The sequence below is a fragment of the Citrobacter sp. CK194 genome, assembly GCF_030333395.1.
Classification (GTDB): Bacteria; Pseudomonadota; Gammaproteobacteria; order Enterobacterales; family Enterobacteriaceae; genus Citrobacter_B; species Citrobacter_B koseri.
Genome location: NZ_JAOWGA010000013.1, coordinates 140,822 through 160,229 on the forward strand (window position 1 = coordinate 140,822; position 19,408 = coordinate 160,229).

16 protein-coding genes are annotated in these 19,408 nt (G+C 55.7%); 11 read left to right on the forward strand and 5 right to left on the reverse strand.

The genetic code is table 11. The features are described from left to right. Window positions 1–41: 41 nt before the first annotated feature. The 4 genes from mtr to OGX80_RS03515 all read right to left on the reverse strand — a co-directional run bounded on the left by mtr (window position 42) and on the right by OGX80_RS03515 (window position 5,416). Window positions 42–1,286, reverse strand: coding sequence for a tryptophan permease (mtr, locus tag OGX80_RS03500; protein WP_024130622.1), 1,245 nt, complete (start codon window positions 1,284–1,286; stop codon window positions 42–44). A gap of 136 nt (window positions 1,287–1,422) precedes the next feature. Next, window positions 1,423–2,811, reverse strand: coding sequence for a tryptophanase (tnaA, locus tag OGX80_RS03505; RefSeq protein WP_012133668.1), 1,389 nt, complete (start codon window positions 2,809–2,811; stop codon window positions 1,423–1,425). A gap of 125 nt (window positions 2,812–2,936) precedes the next feature. Beyond that, window positions 2,937–3,032 carry a tryptophanase leader peptide gene (gene tnaC / locus OGX80_RS03510; protein ID WP_024130621.1) on the reverse strand — a complete coding sequence of 32 codons (96 nt, stop codon included), beginning with the start codon at window positions 3,030–3,032 and terminating at the stop codon, window positions 2,937–2,939. Window positions 3,033–3,253: 221 nt separating this feature from the next. After that, window positions 3,254–5,416 carry a TonB-dependent siderophore receptor gene (locus OGX80_RS03515; RefSeq protein ID WP_024130620.1) on the reverse strand — a complete coding sequence of 721 codons (2,163 nt, stop codon included), beginning with the start codon at window positions 5,414–5,416 and terminating at the stop codon, window positions 3,254–3,256. 449 nt (window positions 5,417–5,865) lie between these two features. Between OGX80_RS03515 and OGX80_RS03520 the strand changes: the two genes are divergently transcribed. From OGX80_RS03520 to OGX80_RS03565, 10 genes are all read left to right on the forward strand, one after another. After that, window positions 5,866–6,693 (forward strand): ABC transporter ATP-binding protein, encoded by an 828-nt coding sequence (locus OGX80_RS03520; RefSeq protein ID WP_115181932.1) that lies wholly within the window; start codon window positions 5,866–5,868, stop codon window positions 6,691–6,693. Further along, complete coding sequence (locus tag OGX80_RS03525; protein WP_104869025.1) at window positions 6,690–7,703, forward strand: FecCD family ABC transporter permease; 1,014 nt, start codon at window positions 6,690–6,692, stop codon at window positions 7,701–7,703. The genes OGX80_RS03520 and OGX80_RS03525 overlap by 4 nt, the downstream gene beginning before the upstream one ends. Beyond that, window positions 7,700–8,752 carry a FecCD family ABC transporter permease gene (locus tag OGX80_RS03530; RefSeq protein WP_047458603.1) on the forward strand — a complete coding sequence of 351 codons (1,053 nt, stop codon included), beginning with the start codon at window positions 7,700–7,702 and terminating at the stop codon, window positions 8,750–8,752. The genes OGX80_RS03525 and OGX80_RS03530 overlap by 4 nt, the downstream gene beginning before the upstream one ends. 15 nt (window positions 8,753–8,767) lie before the next feature. Next, window positions 8,768–9,715, forward strand: a complete 948-nt coding sequence (locus OGX80_RS03535; RefSeq protein ID WP_012133661.1) for an iron-siderophore ABC transporter substrate-binding protein — start codon at window positions 8,768–8,770, stop codon at window positions 9,713–9,715. Between the two features lie 2 nt (window positions 9,716–9,717). Next, the gene (locus OGX80_RS03540) at window positions 9,718–10,611 is read left to right on the forward strand and encodes a MurR/RpiR family transcriptional regulator (protein WP_012133660.1); all 894 of its coding nucleotides are present in this window, start codon (window positions 9,718–9,720) and stop codon (window positions 10,609–10,611) included. 188 nt (window positions 10,612–10,799) lie between these two features. Further along, window positions 10,800–11,366: a TetR/AcrR family transcriptional regulator gene (locus OGX80_RS03545; protein ID WP_049009383.1), complete on the forward strand. Its 567-nt coding sequence runs from the start codon at window positions 10,800–10,802 to the stop codon at window positions 11,364–11,366. A 160-nt stretch (window positions 11,367–11,526) separates the two neighbouring features. Beyond that, window positions 11,527–12,648, forward strand: a complete 1,122-nt coding sequence (locus OGX80_RS03550; protein WP_012133656.1) for an efflux RND transporter periplasmic adaptor subunit — start codon at window positions 11,527–11,529, stop codon at window positions 12,646–12,648. Next, on the forward strand, window positions 12,648–15,755 hold the full coding sequence (locus OGX80_RS03555) for an efflux RND transporter permease subunit (protein ID WP_286471103.1): 3,108 nt from the start codon (window positions 12,648–12,650) through the stop codon (window positions 15,753–15,755). Before OGX80_RS03550 ends, OGX80_RS03555 begins: the two co-directional genes overlap by 1 nt. Before the next feature lie 3 nt (window positions 15,756–15,758). Continuing rightward, window positions 15,759–17,123 (forward strand): efflux transporter outer membrane subunit, encoded by a 1,365-nt coding sequence (locus tag OGX80_RS03560; protein WP_012133654.1) that lies wholly within the window; start codon window positions 15,759–15,761, stop codon window positions 17,121–17,123. An 18-nt stretch (window positions 17,124–17,141) separates the two neighbouring features. Beyond that, window positions 17,142–18,311, forward strand: a complete 1,170-nt coding sequence (locus OGX80_RS03565) for a multidrug effflux MFS transporter (RefSeq protein ID WP_115181930.1) — start codon at window positions 17,142–17,144, stop codon at window positions 18,309–18,311. Here the strand turns inward: OGX80_RS03565 and OGX80_RS03570 are convergent. After that, complete coding sequence (locus OGX80_RS03570; RefSeq protein WP_115181929.1) at window positions 18,277–18,909, reverse strand: LysE family transporter; 633 nt, start codon at window positions 18,907–18,909, stop codon at window positions 18,277–18,279. The two genes, OGX80_RS03565 and OGX80_RS03570, sit on opposite strands and share 35 nt — an antisense overlap. Before the next feature lie 198 nt (window positions 18,910–19,107). Here OGX80_RS03570 and yahO point away from each other — a divergent pair, with 198 nt between their 5' ends. Continuing rightward, the gene (gene yahO / locus OGX80_RS03575) at window positions 19,108–19,383 is read left to right on the forward strand and encodes a DUF1471 family periplasmic protein YahO (protein WP_012133651.1); all 276 of its coding nucleotides are present in this window, start codon (window positions 19,108–19,110) and stop codon (window positions 19,381–19,383) included. Window positions 19,384–19,408: the final 25 nt, after the last annotated feature.

The window sequence follows — 19,408 nt, forward strand, 5'->3', positions numbered from 1 at the left end:
CGGCGGTTCCCTTTTTATTTTATGCCGCCGCGCATGGCGTACTACCGGTATACCGGCAGAAGGTTAATGCTGGATAGAATATGGATAAGCGCGTTAGCTGCCCCAAAGCATAAAATCAGGACAATCATCGCGTTGCCTCCCCATACCCGATAGTGCGGGCTGTTAAAGCGTTTGCGCGATGCGCGCGCCAGCAGCGCCGGGACAATCGCCGCCCAGACGGTGGCGGCCAGCCCGGCAAAACCGATGGCGTAGATAAACCCATTTGGCCAGATTAAGCCGCCGGTGATGGGCGGCAGAAACGTGACCAGCGCAGTTTTGAAACGTCCTTTTGGCGAGTCGTCGAACCTGAAGAGATCGGCGAGGTAATCAAATAATCCCAGCGTAACGCCGAGGAACGAACTGGCGACGGCAAAGTTGGAGAAGACGGTCAGCAGCAGATCGAGCGTTGAGCTGTTCAGCAAACCGCTCAGCGTCTGTACCAGCACGTCGATATTGCCGCCTTTTTCGGCGATCTCAATAAACGCCGGACGCGGAATATTCCCCATCGTACCGACCAGCCAGATGATATACAGCACCAGCGCCATCAACGTTCCCAGCAGCAGACAGCGGCGGATGGTCAACGGATCTTTGCCGTAATATTTCATCAGACTGGGCACGTTGCCGTGATAACCAAATGAGGCGAGACAGAACGGCAACGTCATCAGGACGTAGGGCAGGTAGCTGGGGCTGACTTCAGCGGTATTGAGTAAAATCGTCGGCTGGACGTGCCAGAGCAAACCGCCAAACGTCATAAAGAAGGTGAGAATTTTGGCGCCCAGCACAATGGTCGTCATACGGCTCACCGCCCGGGTGCTTAGCCAGACAATAAACGCTACCGCCAGGGCGAATAATAACCCGCCGAGCCTGGCCGGAAAGACGATCCCCATTTGTGCAAAGGTATGGTGAATAACCGAACCGCTGGCGGAAATATAGGCGTAAGTCAGAATATACAGCACGAACGCGACGGTCAGACCGTTAATAATATTCCAGCGATTTCCCAGCAGGTCTTTGGTAATCGTGTCGAAGCTGGCGCCAATATGATAATTCAGGTTTGCTTCCAGGATCATTAACCCGGAATGCAGCATACAAAACCAGGTAAAAATTAATGCCAGCAGTGACCAGAAAAACCAGGCGCCAGACATCACCACCGGGAGAGAAAACATGCCCGCGCCAATAATGGTTCCACCGATAATCATTGCCCCGCCGATCAGCGACGGCGCTTTATTTGCGACCGATAATGTAGCCATAGTGCGTTTTCCTCGCGTGGCTATGCCCGTCATTGTGCAGAGAAAAGGGCGATCCCGCTTTTCTCATGCCTGAATGCGTTGAATATCGTATTAAATAGCGGAATCGCGCTCCCGCAGGGGAGCGCGTATCAGAACGTTATTTCACCGGTTTCAGCCGGGCCACAAAGTGGCGCAGCACCGGCGGTTCATAGGTGAAAGTCAGCCCTTTGATCGATGCGGCGCGGGCTTTTACGGCGATTAACGCATCCGCGATATAGTCCATGTGATCGTTGGTGTAGACCCGGCGTGGGATCGTCAGACGCAGTAACTCCATTGGCGACGGTTTTTGTTTGCCAGTGGCCGGATCGCGCCCAAGCAGCAGAGAGCCAATTTCCACGCTGCGAATCCCGGCTTCCAGGTACAATTCGTTATTCAGCGCATGAGCCGGGAACTGTTCTGCCGGAATGTGCGGCAGCAGCAGCTTCGCATCGACAAATACCGCGTGGCCCCCGGTTGGATACTGGATTGGAATCCCCCCTTCGCGCAGCCGTTCGCCCAGGTATTCCACCTGGTTAATCCGATAGGCGAGGAAATCTTCATTCATCCCTTCTTCGAGGCCGATCGCCAGCGCTTCCATATCGCGCCCCGCCAGCCCGCCGTAAGTGACAAACCCTTCCATCGGCACGCAGCGAATGCGCACGTCGTTGAACAGATCTTCATCATCACGGAAGCAGCACAGCCCGCCGATATTGACCATCGGATCTTTCTTCGCCGACATGGTTAGCATATCCCCATACTGGTACATCTCACGGACGATCTCTTTCACCGTTTTATCCGCGTATCCCTCTTCGCGCTGTTTAATAAACCAGGCGTTTTCGCAGAAGCGGGCGGAGTCGATGACCACCGGAATATTGTGCCGCTTCGCTATTTGATACACCTCGCGCATATTGGCGATGGAAACCGGCTGGCCGCCTGAGCTGTTGCAGGTGACGGTGGTGATAATCGCCGCGACGTTTTCTGCGCCATGTTCCGCGATGGTGGCGTTGAGCAGGTCGATATCAAAGTTGCCTTTCCAGTCGTACCATGAGGTGGTGTCGAACGCTTTTGGCGTCACCACGTTGATGGCTTTCGCGCCGTTTAATTCGACATGGGCGGCGGTCGTATCAAAGTGGAAGTTGGAAATAAAGACCGGTTTTTCGGCGTTGCGGCGGGCAATCAGGCAGGGAAACAGAATTTGCTCGGCGCCGCGTCCCTGGTGCGTAGGGATCGTGAACGGGTAGCCGATCAGCTCTTTTACTTTGTCGCACAGATGGTAATAGTTGCGTGAGCCGGCGTAGGCTTCATCGCCCATCATCAGGCCTGACCATTGACGATCGCTCATTGCGCCAGTGCCGGAGTCGGTCAACAGGTCGATATATACATCATCGCTTCTGAGCAGAAAAGGGTTATATCCCGCTTCTTCAAGCGCTTTAACACGGTCGTCCCAGGTGGTCATACGAATGTTTTCTACCATTTTAATGCGGAACGGCTCAGGAATACGTTTCATATTATTTCTCCAATAGCATGTCGCGCTACGCGAACGTTATTTTTGTGCCTTTAACAGGCGCAAGAAATACCGACCAAACGTAGTGTTCAGTTAATTTTTTATTGATGTTGAACGGCTAAGGAGAATTAACGCGGAAAGTCGTTAGAAATACGCGGATCGAGGTTATACCAGAAGTGCAGACCGCCTGCGGCAATGAGGCGATAAAACGATTTGTGTTTCATTACATCGTCCTCCATGAGTGAAAGGGAATTTAAAAATAGCGGAAGATTAAAATTTATCCGCGATAAAAATCACAAAATGTTAAATCTGATACAGTTCAGTTAAGAAAGTTGATGAGGCGCGCATTTTTGCGTTCATTGGGCGGTGTGAGTTTATTCATCTTAATGTGAGGGAATAGCGGGAATACCCTGCCAGAATTGACAGGGTATTTGGACGAGAAGGATCAGAACTCCATTTTTACCGTGAACTGAACTTCACGAGGGTCGCCAATCTGATTACCCAGATTATTGGTGGCAATGGATGAGGTGTAATACGTTTTATCAAACACGTTTTTCACGTTGAGTTGCAGAGTCACCGGGTATTGCAGTTTCATCTTATAGGCTGCAAAGGCATCGGCCACAAAATAACCAGGCAGATAATAGTCCGCGCCGTTGGTGGCGGAACGACGGCTTACGCCATGTCCGCCGCCGCCAATGGTCAACGTATTGCCCATAAAGGCGTTGTGAATGTCATAGGTCAGGAACAATGAACCGGTATGACGCGGTACGTTAGGCAGCGGTTTCCCTTTGTAATCGGGATCTTCCGTGACTTTCGCTGCGGTATAACCGTAGCTGGCGATGATATTGGTATTGGGCGTCAGCGAGCCCGCGACATCCACTTCCACCCCCTGTGAGCGTACGCGCCCTGCGGTTTTCGCCACGGTTTCGCCATCCACGATTTCGTTGTACAGCACGTTGCGCTTATCAATATTGAACAGGGCGATATTGGCGGTGATGCCGTCAAAGAGATCGAATTTCGCCCCCACTTCATAGGCGGTAGAGGTTTCCGGCGGCAGATCGCCAATGTAGCTGGCAATAGAGTATTGCGGCATAAAGGCGCGCGATACGTTGCCGAACAGCGACACAGAAGGGGTCAGCTTATAGACCATGCCGAATTTCGGCACCCACTGCTGATCCGTGCTGTCGGTGTTGACGTTGAACGGGCGGCCCTTCCCGGCATATTCGGTGTAGTACTGATAGCGCATCCCGGCGACGGCGATCCACTTATCGGTCAGATACAGCGCATCCTGTACGTAAGCGGAATAGCTCTCCTGCTTAATCGTCTGGTCGCTGTCGGAGGCCGAGACGCTGGTGCATTTGCCGAGCGTACCGTAGACCGGATTGTAAATATTAAAGCCTTTCACGTTCTTACAGCGAATCATATCCGTGCGCAGCAGATCGTAATTCTCATAAGAGACGCCGGTCAGGATCTCGTTGTAGAAACCAGCGATATCCACGTTTCCTTGTAAATCGGCGCGGGTCGCGTGCATCCGTTGGGTGGAGCCTTGCGTTGCATCCACGCGGCGGGTCAGGTTCCCGGTAGCGGAATCATAAGCCATCACGCGAGCCTGGTTATCGCTGTATTTATCCTGGCTGAAGCTGTAATCAAATTTCGCCGTCCACGCGCTGTTGAAGCGATATTCGGCATTGAGCTGCGCCAGATCCGATTCGCCGTCGGTGATATTGAATTTCTCATCAAAGCGGGTTTTCCGATCCACGTTAACCGGCTGTTTGGTATTGAGATCGAAAATGGTGCCGCGATCGAACGGGGCTTTGTAATTACGGTGCGAATAGAGCACGCTGACCGTCGCGTTGTCGCCAAACCAGGTCAGGGAAGGGGAGATGAAGCTGCTCTGGTTAGTGCCATAGTTGCGCCAGTAGTCCTCGTGCTGATATTCACCGATCAGGCGATACGCCAGTTGGGTGCCTTCAATCGGCCCGGTGATGTCAAACTGACCTGTGCCGCCGCCGAAGCTGGAGGAGGTGGCGGAAATCGAGCCGCCAAATTGCGTTTGCGGACGTTTGGTTACGACGTTAATCAGGCCGCCGGGATCGAGAATACCGTACAGCGTGGAGGCCGGGCCTTTCAGCACTTCCACCCGCGATGTGGCAGCGTTGAAACTGCGCGGCAATACGGTTTTAAGGCCGTTGGTCATCACGGAACCGTCACGATTCGCGCCGAAACCACGGCGAACAAACGCATCCTGCGTTCCGCCCAGCGTGTTGGTTTGCACGACGTTGCTGACGTTATACAGCGCTTCATCGAGGGTTGTGGCGTGCTGATCTTCCAGCACTTTGTCGCTGACGGTATTGACCACCTGCGGGATATCCAGCAGCGGCATCGACGTCAGCGTGGCGGTGGACGAACTCAGCGGTTGATAACCTGACGTGACGGTCTGATCGGCAGAAGAGGCGTCAGCGCGTACGGTCATCGTCTCTTCATTTTTGAGCGGCGAGTTTTCTTTTTCCGCCGCCATGACCGCAGGAGCCGTCGTGATACCCAAAAACAGAGCGGAGCACAGCGCTCGCCCTTTCATCCCAGAAAAATAAGGAGTTAACTTAGCCATCTTTTATTTATTCCGCAAAATACCCTGCCAAAAACGGGAGGGGAAACAGGTTTATCCAGTTCATTGCCCGGCTTGCTAGCCATGCGTTTTATCCATCTTTTAACCAACGTAAACGGCGTCAGATGTGTAATTGAGAATCATTCAATCATGGGCGTTTGTAGTAGTAAACGTAAAAATGAAAAAGAAACTACAGCGGGGTTAACGTCATAAAACCGTAGTGTTATTGCGGGAAAATAATTTTTAATTTATTGATATTTATCTGTTTTTATAAGTTTGTTCGTCTTTTTCTGCGGCGTTTTTGTTGCGTGAGTACGGTGAGGTAACTACAGGGCGTAATTGCTTGACTACTACAGCGCAACCCAGCAAGATCTTAAAGAGAATGAGTTTTATTTTTATTTGAAAGGCTGCGCGCGCTGGCTTTGCCAGGCTGCGACGGCGCAGGAGTGAACATGCCACAGCATGTGGAAAACACCGCCCACAGAACGGGCATTGAGCTGAAACAGCTTTCTGCTGGCTATCGTCACCACGCCATCGTGCATGACGTCTGCCTCACTATCCCGCAAGGTAAAATGACGGTGCTGGCCGGGGCGAACGGCTCAGGCAAATCCACCTTATTAAGTACGATTGCCCGAATGCTGAAGCCGTTGGGCGGCAGCGTGCTGCTTGATGGTAAAGCGATTCATCAACAGCCGACCAAAGCGGTTTCGCGTCAGCTTGGCATCCTGCCGCAATCCCCGCTGGTGCCGGAGGGATTAACGGTTTTTGAACTGGTTTCGCGCGGGCGTTTTCCCTGGCAGAATTTTCTCCAGCAATGGACCGATGATGACGCACAGGCTGTAGAGCAGGCGTTACAGCTCACCGGAACAACCGACTTCGCCCATTTGCCGGTAGAGAGTCTCTCCGGCGGGCAGCGCCAGCGGTGCTGGATTGCGATGGCGCTGGCGCAGCAAACACCGTTTATTTTGCTGGATGAGCCTACAACCTTTCTCGATCTGCGTTATCAGGTAGAGATCCTTGAGCTTCTGCACTCCCTGACCCGCCATCATGGTCGTACCGTGGTGGTGGTGTTACATGATCTCAATTTCGCGGTGAATTACGGCGATATGCTGGTCTTTCTCAGACAGGGGCGGCTGGAGGGGATCGTAAATGAAGGAGAACACTGTACGCCGGAGCTGATCAAATCGGTGTTTGACGTCGATGTGCAGATGTCGGTGAATCCGTTGACCGGAAAGCCGTTTTTCATGCCGTTTCGTGCCAGGGCTGGAGCGGAAGAATGACGGCTATGGTCATTGCATCAGGCCGCCGTCGTGGTCGATTTCTGCTGGCGCTTCCTGTCTTGCTACTGCTGCTGTTTATGCTGTCGGTGATTCATCTGGGCGTCGGGGCGCGTGCCGTCAGTCCGCAGACCGTCATTCAGGCGTTATTTCACTTCGATGCCAAAAACTTTGATCACCGAATCGTTATCTCTCTGCGTCTGTTGCGTATGGCTGCGGCCATGCTGGTTGGCGCGGCTTTGGGCGTAGCCGGCGTTCTGTTACAGGCATTGATTCGCAACCCGCTGGGTGAACCGCACATTCTGGGGCTGAATGCGGGGGCCGCGTTCTCCGTGGTGCTGTGTACCGCGCTGGGCGTCGCGGGGCTCAGTCAGTCACTGGTTGCGGCAGGGGGCGCAGCGGCACTCTTTTCGCTGGTGATGGCGCTCTCTTCCGCCGGGCGTGGCGGACTGACGCCGCTGAAGGTCACGCTCTGCGGCGTGGCGCTGTCGGCGATGGTGTCGTCGCTCACGGCGGCAATCCTTATTCTGGATGAGCAGACGTTGCTGGCGATGCGCACCTGGCTGGTGGGCGATCTCGCGGGGATGAGTTGGGAAAAAGTACGCCAGGCTCTCCTGCCGTCGCTGGTTGGCGTTGTACTGGCGATAGCGATAGCGCCGGGGCTGAATATTCTGGCGCTAGGCGACCGGATGGCCTGTGGGTTGGGCGTTAATATTCTGCGCATTCGTCTGATGGCGATGATCGCCATTGCGCTGCTGTGCGGCGCGGCGGTATCCGTTGCCGGGCCGCTGGGTTTTATCGGGCTGTTGGTTCCGGGCGTCATCAGACGCCTGGTGACGGAAGACATTCGCCAGATGCTCCCGCTGGCGGCGCTGCTGGGGGCGGCAGTGCTGCTACTGGCGGATATCGTTGCCCGAACCCTGCTTGCCCCGCAGGAGCTGGCTACAGGGGTGATGACCGCGCTGGTCGGCGCGCCGGTGTTTATTTTCATTGCGTCGAGATTTCTTAAATGAGCGTTGTTCTGGCGCGTGCCGGGCTGCGCGCATGGCGGGTGGGGAAATTCTCACGCCTTGTCCGGCTGAAAACGGTGTGGTGTGTGCTGGGGTTTGCCACGCTGGCCGCCGTACTGCTGGTTTCGGGCGTGTTGCAGGGGTCGCTTCCCGTTCCGGCTTCCGCCATCGGGCGTGCGTTGTTCTCTCCGCAGGCGTTAACGGAGCAGCAGCAGTATGTTGTCTGGGATGTCCGTCTTCCGCGTTTGCTGATGGCGCTGCTGTGTGGAGCAATGCTGGGGCTGGCTGGCGCGGCGATGCAGTCGATTACCCGTAACGGCCTGGCTGACCCCGGTCTTATCGGCGTGAAAGAGGGGAGTAGCGTGGTGGTACTGGCGTTAGTGCTGCTCTTCCCGTCGGTCAGCCTGGTCTGGCGACCGCTGGCGGGTATTGCTGGCGGATTACTGGTCGCCGCGCTGGTCATGCTGCTGGCCCGTGATTTCTCCCGCCCGCGATTTGTGCTGATCGGCATTGGCGTCTCATGGTTCTTTGCTGCGGGAATGGGCGTTTTTATGACGACAGCCGATGTCCGCGATGTGCAAACGGCGCTGGTCTGGCTAGCCGGAAGCCTGCACGCCGCCACCTGGCCGTTGCTGTGGGTGGCGCTGGGGTGGGCGTTGCCTGCGGCTGTTCTGCTGTTTGCGACGGCGAGAGCATCGGATGTGGCGCTGCTGGGTAATCACACCGCGACCGGGCTCGGGGTGCGTCTGTCTCATCTGGCGCTGCTGCGTTTTATGGCGCCGGTCTTTCTGACCGCCGCCAGCGTCTCCTGCGTGGGCAGCCTGGGGTTTGTCGGCCTGATGGCGCCGCATATGGCGCGTTTTTGCCTGCGCGGAGGGCAAATGGCGTTGCTGTGGGGCAGTGCGCTCATTGGCGCTCTGCTGGTGCTGCTCACGGATACCATCGGGCGTCTGGCCTTTGCGCCGCTGCAAATACCGGCGGGGATCGTGATTGCGCTGGTCGGCGGCCCTTTCTTTTTACTGTTGCTCTGGCGTCGCCGGGATCGTTTGTAATTTTTAAGAGGGTGTATGCGTTTACTTTTTTCGCTGTTGCTGCTGCTGGGGTGCTCTGTACAGGCAGAGGTTGCCACCCGGCCTTTTACCGACGATCTCGGACGCGTGGTGAACGTGCCGCTGCATCCGCAGCGCATTGTGTCGCTACACGATCTTGATATCACCATTCCACTGATTGAGCTGGGTGTTCCGCCGGTCGCCAGCCACGGCAGAACGCGTCCTGACGGCAGCCATTTCCTGCGTTCGGGCGCGCTGCTGACCGGCGTCGATTTTGATCATTCGACAATAAAGTTTATTGGTACGGCAGACATTGATATTGAAGCGATTGTCGCCGCGAAACCCGATTTGATCATCACCGAGCCGAGTCGCCATACGCCCATCGAACAACTGGAGAAAATCGCCCCGACGGTGAGCATTGATCATCTCGACGGCGGCGCGCCGGAAATTTACCGCAAGCTCGCGCAGCTTACCGGAACTCAGGCGCGACTGGCTATTCTGGAGCGTCGCTACCGGGAAGAGATTGACCGGTTGAAGCACACGGTGGATACCCAACACATCACGGTGTCAGTCATTCAGGCAAACCAGGGAAAAATCAATGCGTTGCACACCTATCATTCGTTAGGACGCGTCCTGCGCGATGCCGGGTTTTCCTTCCCGAAACTGATCGACAGCATTCCGCCTGGAGGGCGGATTGACGTGAGCGCGGAGCGTCTGCCAGAGATGGATGCGGATTTTGTTTTTGCCACCTGGCGCGGTGATACCGGTGGTAAGCCGCAGGATGAAATTGCCGCGATGGATGCCGTGTTGCCGGGCTGGTGCGAGTTTCTTACCGCTTGCCAGCGCGGGCACTACGTTTTGATCTCCCGTGAAGAGGCGATTTCGAACTCCTTTGCATCACTCAGCCTGATGGTTGCACAGGTACAGTCGCATATTGCCGGGCGCCACTTACCGGAGGGGAAATAACCATGCTGACGGCGAAGAAAGTGAAAAATCGTATTGATGTCTACGGCGATCGCTTCCGGGCGCGGGCGCATCTGCTTTCGCCGAGGATGCAGGCGGTGGCGCGTTATATCCATGAGAACCGGGAAGTGGTACTGGAATTTACGGCGATAGAAATTGCGGCCGCCACTCAAACTTCTGACGCGACGGTTGTCCGGGCGATTCAGGCATTGGGGTTTGCCGGGCTGCGCGATTTAAAACAGACCATCGAACACTGGTTTGGCCCGGGTATCACCTCGGAAGAGAAAATGACGACCACGGTGAATACGCTTTCCTGCGATGTAAATTCGAGCATTGATTTTGTTCTGCAAGGGCATCAGCGCACCTGCGACGTGCTGTCTACGCCGCAAAACCGTTACGCGATTGCGCAGGCGGTCGCACTGTTGGTGGAGGCGCGTCAGGTGGGGATATTTGGCATTGGCGCATCCGGGATACTTGCGGACTACACGGCGCGTCTGCTCAGCCGTATTGGCTTGCCGTCGGTGGCGTTTAATCGTACCGGGATTAACCTGGCGGAACAGCTGATTGCGCTACAGCGGGGGGATGTGCTGATTATGATGGCGCAGAAATCGCCACATCGCGAAGGGTTGACGACCATCCGCGAGGCGAAGCGGTTGGGCGTGCCGGTGATTTTACTGACCAATGCGCTGGAATCACGTTTTAGCAAGGAGGCGGATGTGGTGATCAATGTGCCGCGCGGCGGTGAGAACGGGAAAATGCCGCTGCACGGTACGGTGCTGGTTTGCCTGGAAATGATCGTGTTGTCTGTCGCTTCGACAGCCCCGCAGCGTTCGATTAAGTCCGTTAAGCGCATCAATGAATTGTACCGGGGAATTGGAAAGTCAGGGGCAAAGAAATAAATTTAAATATTCTCTCCATTTGATTTTCAGATTTTTTTCATTAAATCTCCATAATCTCTCCATTATTTTCCTGGCAAATAATGCAGGAAAATAATAAGCAAAAAAATCCTTTTCAATGTGCGCAGGAGACGTATAATTAGCCAAAATGAGAACGATCATTCTCACTTTTGAGGTGACGAGGAGATGCGATGAGCAGCAAGCTGGAAATCCGCCAGAAACAACGACAGGATGAGATCATCAACGCCGCGCGCCAGTGCTTTCGCGCCAGCGGATTTCACGGCGCCAGCATGTCGCAGATCGCTGCTGAAGCCCGTCTCAGCGTGGGGCAAATCTATCGCTACTTCGCCAGTAAAGATGCCATTATCGAAGAGATGATCCGCCGTATTATCGACTATCGCATCACGCAGATAGAAGATAAAACCCAGACGGAGCGTATCCCCGGAATCCTGGCCTGGCGGCAAACGCTGAGTGAGGATGACGATGCGCTGATGCTGGAGATGGCGGCTGAATCGACCCGCAATCCTCATGTTGCCGCGATGCTCGAAGAGGCGGATGCGCGGATGTTCGACAACGCTTGCGCGCACCTGAGAAAAACGTGTCCGCAACTCAGCGAGGCCCGCATCCGTTGCTGTGTTGAAGTGATTGCAACCATGATGGAAGGGGCGGTTTACCGTCGCCTGACGCCGCAAAAAAGTGACCCTGATGCGTTACAGGAGATATATCGGGATATCGTTACCATGCTTGTGAATGGCTGAATAAAGAATCTAATAATCAAAGGGAAATAAATTATTTCCCTTATTGTCGTTGTGAGAAATAGCTCATGACGCGATACCGCTGTACCTGAAATAACGTTCAGTCGCCTGGTGCTACCTTGTTAATTTTAACGGGGCAGGCGTTTCTCACCCTGGAAAAAAGATGAAATACATAACAACATCAATTATCGCGCTATTGTTATTATCCGGCTGTGATAATACGCAAACCGACAATACCGCTTCTCCGTCTCAGGAAGTGGGCGTCGTGACCCTTAAAACAGAACCCGTTTCTGTCGTCAGTGAACTGACCGGACGCACCAGCGCAGCGCTCAGTGCCGAAGTTCGCCCGCAGGTGGGGGGCATTATTCAAAAACGCCTGTTTAATGAGGGCGATATCGTCAAAGCGGGGCAGGCGCTGTATCAGATCGATCCTGCCAGCTATCGCGCCGCATGGAACGAAGCGAATGCCTCGCTCAGACAGGCGCAGGCGCTGGTGAATGCCGACTGCCAGAAGGCGCAACGTTACGCGCGGCTGGTTAACGATGACGGTGTTTCCCGCCAGGATGCCGATGATGCGCAGGCCACCTGTGCTCAGGACAAAGCCAGCGTGGAAGCAAAGAAAGCCGCATTAGAAAGCGCGCGTATCAATCTGGACTGGACCACCATTACCGCCCCGGTTTCCGGGCGCATTGGTATCTCATCCGTCACGCCCGGCGCGCTGGTGACGGCTTCACAGGAGACGGCGCTGGCGACCATTCGTGGGCTCGACACCATGTATGTCGATCTTACCCGCTCCAGCGTGGATTTGCTGCGCCTGCGTAAGCAGTCTCTGGCGACCAACAGCGATACCCTGAACGTGACGCTGACGCTTGAAGATGGCACGACCTATAGCGAAAAAGGAAAGTTAGCGCTGACGGAAGTGGCGGTAGATGAGTCTACAGGCTCAGTCACGCTGCGGGCGATTTTCCCCAACCCTCAACAGCAGCTGTTACCCGGTATGTTCGTTCGCGCCCGCATTGATGAAGGGATCATGAACGATGCGATCCTCGCGCCGCAGCAGGGGATCACGCGCGATGCGAAAGGCAATGCAACAGCGCTGGTGGTTACTAAAGACAATAAAGTGGCGCAGCGTACCCTGGAAACAGGCGATACCTATGGAGATAAATGGCTGGTGCTGGACGGTTTGCGTAGCGGCGACCGGTTGATCGTTGAGGGATCAAGTAAGGTCACGCCGGGTCAGCAGGTTAACGCCGTTGATGTACAACTGAACGGAGGCAAAGGCTGATGTTCTCCCGTTTCTTTGTGCGCAGGCCCGTTTTCGCCTGGGTTATCGCCATTCTGATCATGCTGGCCGGTATTCTGGCGATTAAAACGCTGCCGGTTGCGCAGTATCCTGACGTGGCACCGCCGTCGGTGAAAATCTCGGCGACCTATACCGGCGCTTCCGCCGAAACGCTGGAAAACAGCGTGACTCAGGTGATTGAACAGCAGCTTACCGGGCTGGATAACCTGCTCTATTTTACCTCGACCAGCAGTTCCGATGGTTCGGTCAGTATTGATGTCACCTTTGAACAGGGCACCGACCCTGACACCGCGCAGGTGCAGGTACAGAACAAGGTGCAGCAGGCGGAATCCCGCTTGCCGAGCGAGGTTCAACAATCCGGCGTCACGGTGGTGAAATCGCAAAGTAACTTCCTGCTGATTGCCGCCGTGTATGATAAGTCCGACCGGGCGAGCAGCTCAGATATCGCTGACTGGCTGGTGAGTAACGTACAGGACCCGCTGGCACGCGTGGAAGGGGTCGGGAGCCTACAGGTGTTTGGGGCGGAATACGCCATGCGTATCTGGCTGGACCCGGCGAAACTGGCCTCCTATTCTTTGATGCCGTCGGATGTGCAGAGCGCCATTGAAGCGCAAAACGTTCAGGTTTCCGCCGGGAAAATCGGTGCGTTACCTTCCCCTGACACACAGCAATTGACCGCTACGGTTCGCGCGCAGTCGCGCTTGCAGACGGTAGAACAATTCAAAAAGATCATTATCAAAAGCCAGTCTGACGGGGCCGTGGTACGCATCCAGGATGTGGCGCGCGTGGAGATGGGCAGTGAAGACTACACCGCCATCGCTAAACTCAACGGCCATCCGGCTGCGGGGGTTGCGGTCATGCTTGCGCCGGGGGCGAACGCGCTGGATACCGCCACGCTGGTAAAAGATAAAGTCGCTGAATTTAAACGGGATATGCCGCAGGGCTATGACGTGGCGTATCCGAAAGACAGCACCGAATTTATTAAGATCTCCGTAGAGGATGTGGTTCAGACGCTGTTTGAAGCCATCATTCTGGTGGTCTGCGTGATGTACCTGTTCTTGCAGAATCTTCGCGCCACGCTGATTCCGGCGCTGGCGGTTCCGGTCGTGCTGCTCGGTACTTTTGGCGTGCTGGCGCTGTTTGGCTACTCCATCAATACGCTGACGCTGTTTGCAATGGTGCTGGCGATAGGCCTGCTGATCGATGACGCCATTGTGGTGGTGGAAAACGTCGAGCGTATTATGCGCGATGAAGGGCTGCCCGCGCGCGAAGCCACCGAAAAATCGATGGGGGAAATCGCTGGCGCGCTGGTGGCTATCGCTCTTGTTTTGTCTGCGGTATTCCTGCCGATGGCGTTCTTTGGTGGCTCTACCGGCGTCATTTATCGCCAGTTTTCAGTGACGATTATCTCGGCAATGCTGCTCTCGGTCGTGGTGGCGTTGACCCTGACCCCAGCCCTGTGCGGTTCGATTCTTAGCCATACCGCGCCGCATAAAAAGGGCTTCTTCGGGATATTCAACCGATTCTATAGCCGAACTGAACAGGGTTATCAGCGCTGCGTCCTGCATGTGCTGCGTCGCAGCGTCAGCGTGATGGGCGTTTATGCGCTGTTATGCGGGGCGATGGCGCTGGCGATGTGGAAGCTGCCCGGCAGCTTCTTACCGACCGAAGATCAGGGTGAAATTATGGTGCAGTACACCCTGCCCGCAGGGGCGACGGCGTCGCGAACCGCAGAGGTCAATCGTCAGGTGACAGACTGGTTTCTCAATAAAGAGAAAGCCAATACGGACGTTATTTTTACCGTCGATGGTTTTAGCTTCAGCGGCAGCGGGCAGAATGCCGGGATGGCGTTCGTTTCGCTGAAAAACTGGTCGGAGCGTAAAGGCGAAGAAAATACCGCACAGGCTATTGCGCTGCGTGCCAGTAAAGAACTGGGCGCCATTCGCGATGCGACGCTTTTTGCGATGACGCCGCCGTCGGTTGAGGGGCTGGGGCAAAGCAACGGCTTCTCTTTTGAGCTGATGGCGAATGGGGCGACCGATCGCGATACCCTGTTACAGATGCGTAATCAGCTGATCGCCCAGGCAAACCAGAGCGATATTCTGCACGCCGTGCGCGCAAATGACCTGCCGCAAATGCCGCAGCTTCAGGTGGATATCGACAGCAATAAGGCCGTCTCGCTGGGGCTTGGCTTAAGCGATGTGACCAGCACCTTATCCAGCGCCTGGGGGGGAACCTATGTCAATGACTTTATCGATCGCGGCCGCGTGAAGAAAGTCTACATTCAGGGCGACAGCGAGTTCCGTTCTTCGCCTGCGGACCTGGGCAAATGGTTCGTGCGCGGCAGCGATAACAGCATGACGCCCTTTTCCGCCTTCGCCACTACCCGTTGGGAGTACGGCCCGGAAAGTCTGGTGCGCTACAACGGCTCTGCCGCCTATGAGATTCAGGGAGAAAACGCCAGCGGTTTCAGCTCCGGCGCCGCGATGGACAAAATGGAAGCGCTGGCAAACAGCTTGCCTGCTGGCACCACATGGGCGTGGAGCGGGTTGTCATTGCAGGAAAAGCTGGCCAGCGGTCAGGCTATGAGCTTGTACGCCATCTCTATTCTGGTGGTTTTCCTCTGCCTGGCGGCGCTGTATGAAAGCTGGTCGGTACCGTTTTCGGTGATTCTGGTCATCCCTCTGGGGCTGTTAGGCGCAGCGCTGGCGGCCTGGATGCGTGATTTAAATAATGATGTTTACTTCCAGGTCGCGCTGCTGACCACCATCGGCCTGTCGTCGAAAAACGCCATTCTGATCGTCGAATTTGCCGAAGCTGCGGTTGCGGAAGGCTATTCCCTGAGCCGGGCTGCGCTGCGAGCGGCGCAGACCCGTTTGCGCCCAATCATTATGACCTCTCTGGCCTTTATTGCCGGGGTTACGCCGCTGGCTATCGCCACAGGGGCCGGGGCGAACAGCCGTGTGGCGATCGGGACCGGAATCATCGGTGGGACATTAACCGCCACGCTGTTGGCTATCTTCTTCGTCCCGCTGTTCTTCGTGCTGGTTAGGCATCTGTTTACCCGCAAGTCCCGTCGTCAGGAGTAAGTTATGTTGCGTATTTTTCTCTTTGTTTTCGCTCTCCTGAGCGCAGGGTGTGTGTCGCTTGATCCGCACTACAGCACGCCCGATGCGCCGGTTCCGGCAAGTTTACCGGGCGCGCAGGGGCAGGGGAACGCTGTCAGCCGCGACTGGCAGCAGATTGTTAACGACGCGCGGCTGCAACAGGTGGTGAACACCGCCCTTAACAGTAACCGTGATGTCCAAAAGGCGATTGCTGATATCGACTCCGCACGGGCGTTGTATGGCGAAGCGCGTGCCTCGTTGTTCCCGACGGTGAATGCTTCACTCAGTTCTACACGCAGCCGTACGCTGGCGAACGGAACCGGAACGAGCGCTGAAGCCGATGGCGCGGTGTCCAGCTTTGAGCTGGATCTGTTTGGCCGCAATCAGAGCCTGTCGCGGGCGGCGCGAGAAACCTGGCTTGCCAGCGAATTTACCGCGCAGAACACCCGTTTGACGTTAATTGCCGAGATCAGCACCGCGTGGCTGACCCTGGCGGCAGATAACAGCAATCTGGCGCTGGCCAGGGAGACGATGGCCAGTGCGGAAAACTCGCTGAAAATTGTTCAACGTCAGCAGCAGGTCGGGACAGCCGCCGCTACGGATGTCAGTGAAGCGATGAGCGTTTACCAGCAGGCGCGCGCCAGCGTAGCCAGCTATCAGACTCAGGTGGCGCAGGATATCAACGCCCTGAACCTGCTGGCGGGCACAACGCTACCGGAAAGCGTGCTGCCCGGTACGCTGGAAAGCCTTGATGCGCAGGTGATTACGCTGGTGCCCGCTGGCGTCTCTTCTTCCGTGCTGTTGCGTCGGCCGGATATTCAGGAAGCGGAACATAACCTGAAAAGCGCCAATGCCGATATTGGCGCGGCGCGAGCGAATTTCTTCCCGACCATCTCCCTGACGGCAAGCGCCGGTGTTGGCAGCGATGCGCTCTCGTCTTTGTTCAGTCATGGCATGAAGGTGTGGTCGTTTGCGCCTTCCATTACGCTGCCGCTGTTTACCGGCGGCAGCAACCTGGCGCAGCTTCGCTATGCCGAAGCGCAAAAACGGGGACTCATTGCTACCTATGAAAAAACGGTGCAAAGCGCGTTCAAAGATGTGGCTGATGCGCTTGCCCGGCGTGCGACGCTGGATGAACAGCTGGATGCCCAGCGCCAGTATGTCGCCGCAGAACAAAAAACGCTGGATGTCGGGATGCGTCGTTATCGCGCCGGGGTCGGGGATTATCTGACCGTACTGACGGCACAACGCACACTGTGGTCGGCGCAGCAGACGCTTATCGCCCTGCAACTGACGGACAATGAAAACCGCATAACGCTCTGGCAGTCGCTCGGCGGCGGGGCCCGGTAATCAGAGGGAGGTGTTTTTATGGCGCGCGTGTCGCTTTCGTGGGTGCTGATCCTCGGTTTGTTAACCGGGATCGGGCCGCTGTGTACCGATCTTTATCTGCCCGCTCTGCCGGAGATGTCCGAACAGCTGGCAACGACGACCACCCTGACGCAACTGACGTTGACGTCTTCGCTGATCGGTCTTGGGCTTGGGCAACTGCTGTTTGGCCCGCTCAGCGACCGGATTGGTCGTAAGGTTCCGTTGATCCTGTCGCTGTTGCTGTTTATTGCCTCTTCGGTACTGTGCGCGACAACTCAGGATATTCACTGGCTGATCGTCTGGCGTTTTGTGCAGGGCGCGGCGGGGGCCGGTGGTTCGGTGCTCTCGCGCTCTATTGCGCGGGACAAATATCAGGGCGTGACCCTGACCCAGTTCTTCGCGCTGCTCATGACGGTGAACGGCATCGCCCCGGTGCTTTCTCCGGTTCTGGGCGGCTACATTGCCACCGCGTTTGACTGGCGTATGTTGTTTTGGGTAATGGCGGGGATTGCGACACTGCTTTTGCTCTGCTGCATCCTGTTTATCAGTGAGACGCTGCCGCAGCGAACGCGCGGCGCATCGTTATTTTCGACCGGGCGCAGCGTGGTGAAAAATCGTCTCTTTATGCGCTTTTGCCTGATGCAGGCCTTCATGCTGGCGGGGTTGTTTGCTTATATCGGCTCTTCGTCATTTGTGCTGCAAAGCGAGTATGGCTTAAGCCCGATGCAGTTCAGCCTGCTGTTTGGCCTTAATGGGATCGGGCTGATCGTCGCCTCGCTGATTTTTTCCCGTCTTGCGCGTCGAATCACGGCAATGACGCTGCTGCGCGGCGGCTTGCTGTTGGCCGTCATCTGCGCGTTAATCACCTTGCTCTGCGCCTGGCTACAGCAGCCGGTTCTGGCGCTGGTGGCGCTCTTTTTTACCGTCGCCTTTTGCAGCGGAATTGGCACCGTGGCGGGCGCTGAGGCGATGAGCGTGGTGGACGTTCAGGAGTCAGGAACCGCCTCCGCGCTGATGGGGATGAGCATGTTTGTTTTCGGTGGCATCGCTGCGCCGTTGTCGGGGCTGGGCGGCGAAACCATGCTGAAAATGAGTCTGGCGGTGGCGCTCTGTTATGTGGCCGCTCTGCTACTGGCTAGCGGTGGTTCACGCCTTCGTAAATCAGCCTGAGGGCGAACACGCCGATGATCGCGCCAATCACCCTGCTGGCAATGCGCTGAATTCGCCCGTAAGCGCGGCGTACCGCCGGTAGGGAAAAGGCCTGGCTCAGGAAGATGCGCCAGATGACGGAAGAGAGCACGATGCCGGCCCAGGCCATCAGTCTTGCCCATGTCGGGGTTTCCGCGCTGAGCGTGACCGAGAAAATACTGATGAAAAACAGCACCGTCTGCGGATTTGACAGATCGGTTAACAGTCCCCGGCGGAAGAACACGCTCCAGGGGGCGGGAATGGGCTGTTGCAGAGTCGGCATTTGCGGGGTGGCCTGATGGCGGATGCTGTTCCAGGCAAACCATAACAAATATGCGCCGCCGACGATTTTGATCAGCGAGAAAATTTCTTCGCACTGGGTAATCAGGGTCGCCATGCCAAACAGTCCCAGCCCGGAATAAATCGCATCGCCAAGCGCCACGCCCAGCCCCGTTAATACACCGGCCCGACGCCCGGAGGCGAGGCTGGTTTGTACCACCACAAAGAGGTTTGCGCCGGGGTTAAAGAAGGTTAAGACGAACAGGCTGACGGTCAGGACAACCGCGTGCAGAGGTTCCATAGTGAGATTTCCAGGGCCTGATAGTTAACGCCATACTATTTATAGTAAAAGTGCAGGGGTGAGAGAAAGATCACAAATTATGATACATCCGGCTGACTGGATTTTTCCGCTAATCTCAACTAGTTATTTAATCACTCAGAACAGAGCATCCGTTCCGAGAAGGCGATGATAGCGTAATAACACAACCGGAGCTTTTATATGAAGACAGGATATAAAGTATTGATTGGTGCGTTAGCGTTTGTCGTAACCAACGTCTATGCCGCGGAACTGTTGACAAAGGTCGAGTTTGAGAAAGTGGAGTCGCAATACACGAAGATAGGCACCATTAATACCAGCAATGAGACGTCAACTATGGAGGCAAAAGAGGATCTGCTTAAAAAGGCCGATGAAAAAGGGGCTGATGTGGTCGTACTGACCTCCGGGCAAACCGATAATAAAATTCATGGTACTGCGGATATCTACAAGAAAAAATAAGCTGTCATCGTGCCGGATGGCGACG